Annotated in this window: 8 protein-coding genes and 1 pseudogene; 7 read left to right on the top strand and 2 right to left on the bottom strand. The window is 65.3% G+C overall.

Translation table 11 applies throughout. The annotated features are described in order from the left end of the window. Together M3I53_RS09445 and M3I53_RS09440 are read right to left on the bottom strand one after the other, a co-directional pair. A pseudogene (locus M3I53_RS09445) lies at nucleotides 1-648 on the bottom strand (GMC family oxidoreductase); the annotation flags it as partial. Beyond that, entirely contained in the window at nucleotides 649-1,398 is a 750-nt protein-coding gene (locus tag M3I53_RS09440; protein WP_254315671.1) for a gluconate 2-dehydrogenase subunit 3 family protein, read from the bottom strand. Nucleotides 1,399-1,701: 303 nt separating this feature from the next. On the opposite strand from M3I53_RS09440, the gene M3I53_RS09435 reads away from it, so the two are divergent. The 7 genes from M3I53_RS09435 (at nucleotide 1,702) to araD (ending at nucleotide 10,422) form a co-directional block, all read left to right on the top strand. Continuing rightward, entirely contained in the window at nucleotides 1,702-2,649 is a 948-nt protein-coding gene (locus tag M3I53_RS09435; RefSeq protein ID WP_254315670.1) for a dihydrodipicolinate synthase family protein, read from the top strand. A 29-nt stretch (nucleotides 2,650-2,678) separates the two neighbouring features. Then, nucleotides 2,679-4,259, top strand: a complete 1,581-nt coding sequence (locus M3I53_RS09430; RefSeq protein ID WP_254315669.1) for an aldehyde dehydrogenase (NADP(+)) — start codon at nucleotides 2,679-2,681, stop codon at nucleotides 4,257-4,259. 273 nt (nucleotides 4,260-4,532) lie between these two features. Next, on the top strand, nucleotides 4,533-5,633 hold the full coding sequence (locus M3I53_RS09425; protein WP_254315690.1) for an ABC transporter substrate-binding protein: 1,101 nt from the start codon (nucleotides 4,533-4,535) through the stop codon (nucleotides 5,631-5,633). Between the two features lie 109 nt (nucleotides 5,634-5,742). After that, nucleotides 5,743-6,822, top strand: coding sequence for an ABC transporter ATP-binding protein (locus M3I53_RS09420; protein ID WP_254315668.1), 1,080 nt, complete (start codon nucleotides 5,743-5,745; stop codon nucleotides 6,820-6,822). Beyond that, nucleotides 6,819-7,700 carry an ABC transporter permease gene (locus tag M3I53_RS09415; protein WP_254315667.1) on the top strand — a complete coding sequence of 294 codons (882 nt, stop codon included), beginning with the start codon at nucleotides 6,819-6,821 and terminating at the stop codon, nucleotides 7,698-7,700. Before M3I53_RS09420 ends, M3I53_RS09415 begins: the two co-directional genes overlap by 4 nt. Beyond that, nucleotides 7,700-8,626 carry an ABC transporter permease gene (locus tag M3I53_RS09410; protein ID WP_309249498.1) on the top strand — a complete coding sequence of 309 codons (927 nt, stop codon included), beginning with the start codon at nucleotides 7,700-7,702 and terminating at the stop codon, nucleotides 8,624-8,626. The genes M3I53_RS09415 and M3I53_RS09410 overlap by 1 nt, the downstream gene beginning before the upstream one ends. Nucleotides 8,627-8,670: 44 nt before the next feature. Continuing rightward, nucleotides 8,671-10,422 carry an L-arabinonate dehydratase gene (araD, locus tag M3I53_RS09405; RefSeq protein WP_254315666.1) on the top strand — a complete coding sequence of 584 codons (1,752 nt, stop codon included), beginning with the start codon at nucleotides 8,671-8,673 and terminating at the stop codon, nucleotides 10,420-10,422. Nucleotides 10,423-10,454 lie beyond the last annotated feature (32 nt).

The following is a 10,454-nucleotide window of genomic DNA, read 5'->3' as shown; positions in this document are numbered from 1 at the left end:
CAGGCGGTAGGGATGCAGGCCGAGAGACTTCGACGCGTCGAAGAAGCGCTGCGCCGAATAGGTATTCAGTTGCGCGGGCAACGGGAAATTGTCGCTGCGCGCGGCTTCGAACACATTGCCGTCGCCGACCACGTTGCCCTTCACCTTGTACGCCTGGCCCGAGGTGCCGAACACCTTCTCCGCGAAGTCGAAGTGCGGCTCCAGTTCGTCATAGGTGACGCCGTAGTCCTGGATTGTCATGCCTTCGGGGATGAACTTCTTGCCATAACGCTCTTCGTAGTGGCTCTTCAGGCGCAGCTCTTCGGGCGTAATGCGGAAATGCACGCCCGACCAGTGCAGGCCCGCGCCGCCCACGCCTTCGCCGGGCAGAAACGCGGCGAGCTGGCGGTAGGGCAGGGCCGTGTCGTTCACGCCGTGGCGGATCGAGACGGTGGTCTTCGAAAGATCGAGGAAGAGCTTCTTGCGGATGTTGTACGTGAGCTCGTCGATGGTGTTGGGGTACGCGCCGTCCGGGTAGGTGTCGCGATACTCGCCGCGCTCGAGCGCGACGACGTTCAGGCCCGCTTCGGTCAGCTCCTTCGAGAGGATCGCGCCGGTCCAGCCGAAGCCGATCACGACGGCATCGACGTGAGGTTTCTTGATCGCCATTTACGTACGCTCCCCGTTGATCGAGACAGGGCCGTACGGATAGGGCTTGCCGTTCTGGTTCACGAAATCCATGAAGTCGGCGCGTGCGCCGGGAAAGCCGATCATTTTCCACGCGGCCATGTTACGGTTGCCGCCGTGGATCGGGTCGCAGAAGTAGCCTTCGCGCGTGTTCTGCAGCAACTGTCCGAAGAACACGGAGGCCGGCACGCCGTCCAGTTCGACCTTGCCCGCCTCGAGCGCCGTGAGCACGCTGTCGCGCGTGCTGGCGTCGAGCGCGTCGAAGTCCTTGCCGTAGGCCTTCGCGCAGTACGCGTTCACGGCCTGGATGCCGAGGCGGTAGATGTCGCGCGGCACGAGCTTCAACTGGTAGCCGAGTTCGGGCACACCCTGCTGGAACGGCCCCTGCATGTACCAGAGCGCGCCGTGCGCGTAGGGCGTGTCCATCTGCCGGTCGATGAATTCGGGCACACCGGTTTCCAGCGCGCCGGGGCCTTCGGAGTCGGCGGGAATCAGACGGTCGGTGGCGGCTTCGACAAAGGCCCACTCGCGCGCGTCGAAGAAGCGCGGCTTGTAGGCCGCGGCCTGCCCGGCTTCGGGCGTGGCGTTGGGGGCCGCGGCGGCGCTGCCCGCCGCGGCGGTTTCGCTCGACGGCGCCTTGCCGCCCTCGCAGCCGGCCAGTGCGCTGGCGGGCACCAGCACCGCTGCCGTGCGCAGGAAACCGCGGCGTGTCGTGAGAGGAGATTCGGACATTGTGGGATTCTGTATGAGTTCCGCGCGGTGTGGTTCGACCGTGTCCGCGTAGCTCATTCCGAGCGCTGTGCGTGACAGCCGCCGCGGCGGCACGGAACGGAGATGTTAATTGGAACCGGTTCCACGATTGGAGCGCGATTCTACAATATTCTTTTACGGGGCCGGTACAGGGCGCGCAGGGGCGGACGCCAGTTGTCGTGTCCCCGACAAACCCTAACAAATGGAACTAGTTGTTTGACAACTAGGGCGAACCGATGCTACTGTGGCCGGTATTGACAACCCACCATCCCAGCACGAGGCTTCATGAACGTGTCCCCGATCGTCGAGAGCGAATTCGCCTCGACTGTGATGGCAGTGCCGCCGCTCGCACGCCGCCCCGACTTCTCCCTCGACGTCGAACAGAACCGCAAGCTCATCCGCCATATGGAAGCGGGCGGTATCCGCACGCTGCTGTACGGCGGCAATGCGAACCTGTACCACGTCGCCGTGAGCGAATTCCGTGAGTTGCTTGACATGCTCGCCGACCTCACCGCGCCCGAAACGCGCGTGATTCCGGCCATTGGTCCCGACTACGGCAAGATGCTCGACCAGGCGCGCATCCTCGCGCAAACGCAGTACAGGACAGCCATGGTGCTGCCGCTTTCCGGCTTCACCACGCCCGCAGGCGTCGAAGCCGGTCTCGCGCGCATCGCCGACACCGCCGGCATTCCGCTCACGCTCTATATCAAGAGCGAAGACTATGTCGACGTCGACACGCTCGTGCGACTGATCGACCGCGGCACGCTCATTGCGGTCAAATACGCCATCGTGCGCAAGGACCCGGCGGACGATCCGTACCTGCGCCGCCTGCTGCAAAGCGTGCCGGCCTCGAAGGTCGTCTCGGGCATGGGCGAGCGTCCGGCGCTGGTTCACGTGCGCGACTTCGGTCTGGCTGCCTGGACCACGGGCTCGGGCTGTATCGCTGCGAACGCCATCATGGCGCTCCTGAAGGCCGCGAAGGAAGGCCGTGGGGAAGAAGCGCAGCGCCTCTACGATGCCTTCATGCCGCTCGAAACGCTGCGCGACAACATCTCGCTCATCCGCGTGCTGCACGACGCCGTGACGCTCTCGGGCATTGCCGACATGGGCCCGATCCTGCCGCTGCTCTCGCAGTCGCCCGCTGAGGCGCTGCCGGCGATCGGCGACGCCGCCAAGGCGCTGCTCGCGTTCGAGCAGAAGCGGGTCGCCTCGGCACAGACCGCCAGCGCATAAATGGCAGATAGCATTTGAACGGAGCGAACATGCAGATTACTGGAGCCATGCTGCTCGGCGCGCAAGCGGTGCGCGGCGAGGCCGGCGAAATGCGCGCCTTCGCGCCCGCGCTCGGCGAGCAAATCGAGCCGTCGTTCGGCCTCGGTGGCAAGGCCGAAGTCGCGCGCGCCTGTGAACTCGCGGCGCAGGCGTTCGACGCCTTCCGCGCCGCCCCGCACGAAACGCGTGCGCGCCTGCTCGAAGCGATCGCCGAGCGCATTCTCGGCATCGGCGACGCGCTGATCGAGCGCGCGCATCTCGAATCGGCGCTGCCCAAGGGGCGCCTCGAAGGCGAGCGCGGCCGCACGGTCAGCCAACTGCGTCTTTTCGCATCGCTCGTGCGCGACGGCCGCTGGTGCGGCGCCGTGCTCGACTCGGCGCTGCCCGAGCGCAAGCCGCTGCCGCGCTCGGACCTGCGCGCGCATCGCATCCCGCTCGGCCCGGTGGCCGTGTTCGGCGCGAGCAACTTCCCGCTGGCGTTTTCAGTGGCGGGCGGCGACACGGCTTCGGCGCTGGCTGCCGGCTGTCCCGTCGTCGTGAAGGCGCACCTCGCGCATCCGGGCACCTCGGAACTCGTGGGCCGCGCGATCCAGCAGGCCGTGGCCGATGTCGGCCTGCCCGAAGGCGTGTTCTCGCTCGTCTTCGGCGGCGGCAACGAAGCGGGCGAGACGCTCGTGGCGCACCCGGCCATCAAGGCCGTGGGCTTCACGGGTTCGCGCCGCGGTGGTCTCGCGCTTTCGCACATCGCGGCCACGCGGCCCGAGCCGATTCCGGTCTACGCCGAAATGAGCAGCATCAACCCGATGCTCGTGCTGCCCGCGGCGCTGGCCGCCCGCGGCGATGCGCTCGCGCGGGGCTTCGTCGACTCGCTCACGCTGGGCGTCGGCCAGTTCTGCACGAACCCGGGCCTCGTGTTCGCGATCGACTCGCCGGAACTCGACCGCTTCGTGAAGGCGGCGAGCGCCGTGCTCACGCAGAAGCCCTCGCAAAGCATGCTGACTGCCGGCATCGCCTCGACGTATGGCGAAGCGATTGCGGCGCGCAAGCAGCTGCCGGGCATCGAAAATCTGGCGGAAGGCACGAAGACGGACGCGCACTGCGACGCGCTGCCGGTCCTCTTCAAGGCGAGCGCCGAGCAGTTCCTCGCCCAGCACGCGTTGTCGGACGAGATCTTCGGGCCGACCTCGGTCGTCGTGGCGTGCCGCGACGAAGCGGAACTCGCGCGCGTGGCGGAGCACCTCGAAGGCCAGCTTACGGCGACGCTGCACATGGACCGCGACGACTACGCGATGGCCGCGCGCCTCTTGCCGATTCTCGAGCGCAAGGCCGGCCGCATTCTCGCCAACGGCTTCCCGACGGGTGTCGAAGTCTCGTATGCGATGGTTCACGGCGGCCCGTTCCCGGCCACTTCGGACGCGCGCTCGACTTCGGTGGGCGCGATGGCGATCGAGCGCTTCCTGCGTCCGGTCTGCTACCAGGACCTGCCGGCCGAACTGCTGCCGGTCACGCTGCAGAACGACAATCCGCTCGCGCTGTGGCGTTTGCGCGACGGCGAGCTGGTGAAGCAGTAATCCCGCGAAAGCGGTCAGGAAAGCGCCTGCAGAAGCCTTGCAGGCGCTTTATCCAAAAGGAGTCCGACAAGAGGCTCACAGTAGTCTCACAAAGAGCCTTACGTTGCTTGACAACTTGGTGCGTGGTTCGGCATCCTGTGTCCGGCCTGGGCAAGACAGGAATGGTCGCGTTAGAACAAATTCCATAATCAGATGTGAGGAGATGCGATGTTCGATGGACGCCTGAAGGCCAGCGTGCTGGCCGTGTGTGCGGCGGCCGCCGCGGCGCTCGGCATGAGCGCGGCAAAGGCCGATCCCGTTTCCCTGAACGTAGTCGACGTGGCCGGTAACCTGCAGCTCACGCAGAAAGCCTTCGAAGCGTTCAAGGCGAAAAACCCGAATCTCGTCTCCAACATCACCTACACCAACGCGCCCGCGCCTCAGTTGCCTGGCAAGATCAAGGCAATGCAGGCCGCCGGCCGCGCCGACATCGATCTCGTGCTGACGGGCACCGACGCGCTTGCCGCCGGCATCGAACAGAACCTGTGGATGAAGCTGCTGCCCGACCAGCAGTCCGCGCTGCCGGGCGTGCTCGACAAGTACGCGCCGGGCCCGCGCAAGATGCAGGACCTGGCGCAAGGCTACGGTCTCGAAGTTTCGTACATGCCGGCCGGTCCGCTGATCGAATACAACCCGGCCAAGGTTGCCAGGCCGCCGCAAACGCCGCAGGAACTGCTGACGTGGTGCAAGGCGAACCCCGGCAAGCTGATCTATGCGCGACCGGCCAACTCGGGTCCGGGCCGCACGTTCCTGATGGGCCTGCCGTACCTGCTCGGCGACAAGAACCCGCAAGACCCGATCAACGGCTGGGACAAGACCTGGGCATACCTAAAGGAGCTGAACTCGTGCGTGCCGTACTACCCGGGCGGCACCTCGGCGGTGATGAAGGAACTGGGCGAAGGCACGCGCGACATGACCGTGACCGTGACGGGCTGGGACATCAACCCGCGCGCGCTCGGCATCGTGCCGGCCGACTTCAAGGTGCAGGCATTCAACAACATGACGTGGGTGAACGACGCCCACTACATGGTCGTCCCGAAGGGCGTTTCGAAAGAGAAGCTCGCGGTGCTGCTCAAGCTCATGAACTTCATGCTCGAGCCGCAGCAGCAGGCCATGACATATGACGACGGCTACTTCTATCCGGGCCCGGCAGTGAAGGACGTCACGCTGCAGATGGCGCCGAAGGAAAGCCAGGACGTGATCGCGAAATACGGCCGTCCCGAATACGCGAAGTGGCTCACGGCTTATCCGCATGTGCAGCCGCTTTCGGCGCAGGCGATGGTCGCGGCGTTCCAGAAATGGGACCGCGAAGTCGGTTCGCAGAAGTCGCAGTAACGAGAGGAAGAATCAGCAATGGACGGACGGTATTCGAGTCGCTCATTCGGGTTGAGTGCCGTCCGCGTTCCATTCGTACGTAGTTGATCTTGTCGGTCAGGAACGTGACATGAAGCATTCTTTCGATCGTCTGCGCCTCGACTCGGTGTGTCGTAGCTTCACCAGCGCAGAGGGGACGCAGCTAGCCGCGCTGCGTGGTCTCGACCTCGACATTCGCCGCGGCGAATTCATCGCGCTGCTCGGGCCTTCGGGCTGCGGCAAATCCACGGCGCTCAATTGCATCGCTGGTCTGCAACCGCTCACGAGCGGCAGCATCTGGCTGGACGATCTGCGTATCGACGTGCTGCCGCCCGAGAAGCGCGGCTTCGGCATGGTGTTCCAAAACTATGCGTTGTTCCCGCACATGACGGTGCTGGAAAACGTCGGCTTCGGCCTGAAAATGCAGGGCGTGCCGCGCGAAGAGGCGAAGCGCCGCGCGCGCGAGGCGCTGCAACTCGTGCAACTCGTCGGCCATGAAAACAAGCTGCCGGGCCAGCTTTCGGGCGGCCAGCAGCAGCGCGTGGCGATTGCCCGCGCCATCGTCATCGAGCCGCCGCTCGTGCTGATGGACGAGCCGCTCTCGAACCTCGACACCAGGCTGCGCATCGAAATGCGCGCGGAAATCCGCCGCATTCACGGGCAGCTCGAACGCGCCACGATTTACGTGACCCACGATCAGGACGAAGCGCTTTCGATGGCGGACCGCATCGTCGTGATGAGAGAGGGCGTCGTACAGCAGGTCGCGACGCCGAAGGAAGTGTATAGCCGCCCCTCGAATCTGCACGTTGCGCGCTTCATGGGCTTTCGCAATGTGCTGCCGTTCGCCATTACGGGCGAGCGGGGCGGGCATGTTGCGATGTCGTCGTCGGGCATCACGCTCACAGGCGTGCCGATGGGCGAACTGAGCGGCAGCGAAATTACCGTGGCCATGCGCCCCGAGGATTTCGAGCGCGCCAACGCGGGCGATGCGAACGCCTTCGACGTCGAAGTGGAAATGGTCGAATACGGCGGCCGCGATTCGCTGCTGCTCGCCAACGCGCCGTTCGGCAAGCTGTGGGCGCGCGTGGAAGGCGAATTCGAAGCGGGCGAGCGGGCCACGCTGCGCGTCGCGCCTTCGCACGTGCTGGCGTACGCGGAGCGTGCGTCATGAGCACGCTCCTTCCGTCGCTGGTCAAGGCGCCGCGCGATTCGCGCGGCTGGCTCATCACGCCCGCGCTCGGCTTCATCATCGCGATGTTCCTTTATCCGTTCGCCTACGGGCTCGTACTTTCGTTCAAGCCGATGAACGGCGGCGGCATGTTCGCGAATTACCTTGAGTTCGTTCACGACCTCTCTTTGTGGCCCACGGTGTTCGTCACGCTCAAGCTGGCGGTGCCCGCGACGATCATCAACGTCGGGCTCTCGCTGCCGGTGGCCTTCTCGCTGCGCCGCAAGTCGCCGTACCAGAAGCTCGTGACCACGCTGCTCGTGATTCCCGTGACGCTCGGCACCGTGCTGATCGCCGACGGCATGCTCAGCTACTTCGGCCCGAACGGCTGGTTCCCGCAGGCGCTGCACGCGCTGCATCTGTACACGAACGAAGAGATTCGGCTCACGCATAACTATTGGGGCGTGCTGATTTCGTTGATCGTTTCGGGTTTCCCGTTCGCGTTTCTGCTCACGCTCTCGTACGTCACCGGCATCGACCCGACGCTCGCGCGCGCGGCGGCCACGCTTGGCGCAGGCCCGTGGCAGCAGTTCCGGCAAATCTATCTGCCGCTGCTGGCGCCCGGTCTCACGATGGCCGCGTGCCTGTCGTTCGTGCAGGCGTATTCGGTGTTTCCTTCGGCGGTGCTGCTCGGTGCGCCCGCGGGTCCCACGCGCGTGATCTCCATTGCAGCAGCGGAGGCGGCGTTCGAGAGCTATGACTACTCGCTCGCCTCGACCATCGCCATCGTGATGGGCTTCGTGCAGTTGATCGTCGTGGCCGCGATGTTGAGCGCCAAGCGCTTCTTCTACTCGGGGCCGGTGAGCGGAGGGAAAGGCTGATGACCGCCCATCAACGCAACGCGGCCGGCCTCGGCACGGGTGCGCAGGCGGGCGAGGAGCGTAGCGCTCCCGCCGCTAACGTCGAGCAGGCCAGGCCCGCTTCGCGCCTGCCCGACGTGCTCTGGAAAGTGTTCGTCTGGGGCGGCGTGGTTTTCTTCCTGCTCAATGTTGTGCTGCTGATCGCCACGGTGGGCGTGAACTCGATCGCCACACGCTGGTTCGGCACGCCGCTGCCGCAGGGCTTCACGCTGCACTGGTATGCGCAGGCGTGGCGCGACTTCCAGCTTTCGAGCGTGCTGTGGGTGACGTTCGAAGTGGTCGGCTCGGTCGTGCTGCTGTCCATCGCGCTGGGCGTGCCCGCGGCCTACGCTCTGGCGCGCGCGCAGTTCCCAGGCAAGCGCATTGCCATGCTCGTGTTTCTGCTGCCGCTCATGGTGCCGCCCGTCACGTACGGTATTCCGATGGCCACTGCGATGTACCAGATCGGCCTCGCGGGCACGTTGCCCGGCGTGATCCTCGCGAACCTGGTGCCCGCGCTGCCGTTCGTGATCCTCGTGATGACGCCGTTCATCGAGCAGATCGATCCGAATCTCGAGTCCGCCGCGCGGATTTTCGGCGCGAACACGTTCCGCTATTTCCGTTATGTACTGCTGCCGCTCCTCGTGCCGGGGATGCTGGCGGCGGGGCTGCTCGTGCTGGTGCGCACGATCGGCATGTTTGAACTCACTTTCTTTACCGCCGGACCCGACACGCAAACGCTGGTGGTTGCGCTGTACTACGCCGTCTTCTCGACGGGCGTGCGTGCGCCGCAATCCATCGACGCGATGGCCATGATCTACATGGCCATCACGCTTGCGTGGGTGCTGGTGGCACTGCAGTTCGTCAGCCCGACACAGCTCGTGTCGCGCGTGAAGGAGCAGCGCTAGGCCAACGCCGGCGGCTTTACTGGAAACACCTGGAGCAACGCAAGATGAGCAAGAAGCGAAAGACCCCCGAAGAACTGCGCAGCCACCGCTGGTATGGCGTGAACGACCTGCGGTCGTTCGGCCATCGCTCGCGCACCGCGCAGATGGGCTACAGCCGCGAGGAGTACGCGGGCAAACCGGTGATCGCCATCCTCAATACGTGGAGTGAGATCAACCCTTGCCATACGCACTTCAAGCAGCGCGTGGAAGAGGTCAAGCGCGGCATCTGGCAGGCAGGAGGTTTCCCGATCGAGCTGCCGGTGCAGACGCTTTCCGAGCCGTTCCAGAAGCCCACCACGATGCTCTATCGCAACTTCCTCGCCATGGAAGCAGAAGAGACGATCCGTTCGTACCCGGCCGACGGCGTCGTGCTGATGGGCGGGTGCGACAAGACCACGCCCGCGCTGCTGATGGGCGCGATCTCGATGGATCTGCCCACGATCTTCCTGCCCGCGGGCCCGATGCTCAACGGCAACTGGAATGGCGTGACGCTCGGTTCGGGCTCGGATACCTGGAAGTACTGGGCCGACCTGCGCGCGGGCAAGATCACCGAAGAGGACTGGAAGGGCGTGGAAGGCGGCATCGCACGCTCGCCGGGCCACTGCATGACGATGGGCACGGCATCGACGATGACGAGCGCCGCGGAAGCCTTGGGCTTCACGCTGCCGGGCTTCGCCTCGATTCCCGCGCCGGACTCGCGCCACGCGCAGATGTCGGCGAAGACGGGCATGCGCATCGTCGAGATGGTGTGGGAAGACCTGAAGCCTTCGGACATCATCACGCGCAAGGCAGTCGACAACGCCGTGACCACGTGTCTCGCGCTCTCGGGATCGACCAACGCGATCGTCCACATGATCGCGCTGGCGCGCCGCGCCGGTGTCGATCTCACGCTCGCGCAGTACGATGAAATCGCACGTCGCACGCCGGTGCTCGCGAACATCCGCCCGACCGGCAAGTACCTCATGGAGGACTTCTACTACGCTGGCGGCCTGCGCGCGATGCTCAAGGAACTCGGCGAGCTGATCGACGGCACGCAGATGACCGTGAACGGCAAGACGCTAGGCGAGAACATCGCCGATGCGGAAATCTACAGCGAAGAGGTGATCTATCGCCGTGCGAAGCCGCTCATGCCGGATACGGGCCTCGCTGTGCTGCGCGGTAATCTCGCGCCGGACGGCGCCGTGATCAAGCCGGGCGCGGCGGAAAAGCACCTGCACGTGCACACGGGCAAGGCCGTGGTGTTCAAGGACTACAACGACATGGCTGCGCGCATCGACAGCGAAGAGCTCGACTGCGACGAGAACAGCGTGATCGTGCTCCAGCACGCGGGTCCGGTTGGCGCGCCTGGCATGCCCGAGTGGGGCCAGCTGCCGATTCCGCAAAAGATTCTGCAGAAGGGCGTGCGCGACATGTTGCGTATTTCCGACGCGCGCATGAGCGGCACGAGCTACGGCGCATGCGTCTTGCACGTGGCGCCGGAATCGTTCGTCGGCGGTCCGCTCGCCCTCGTGCAGGACGGCGACCTGATCGAGCTGAACGTGCCGGAGCGCCGCCTGAACGTGCTGATTTCGGACGAGGAAATGGCGCGCCGCAAGGCCGCGTGGGTCGCACCGGAACCTCGCTTCAAGCGCGGCTACGGCGCGATGTACCAGATGCACGTCATGCAGGCCAACAACGGCTGCGAGTTCGACTTCATGCAGCGTGACGGCGTGGGCGGCTCGTGCGCCAGCGCGGGCGGCGAACCCGAGATTCACTGAGGAGAGCAATTCGGCGAGGAGCGCTTCAGGGG

Origin of the sequence: Paraburkholderia sp. CNPSo 3272, from assembly GCF_024206495.1 — a bacterium.
Lineage (GTDB): Bacteria > Pseudomonadota > Gammaproteobacteria > Burkholderiales > Burkholderiaceae > Paraburkholderia.
The sequence above is the reverse complement of the archived record's forward strand: the minus strand, read 5'-3'. Positions and strand labels throughout refer to the sequence as shown.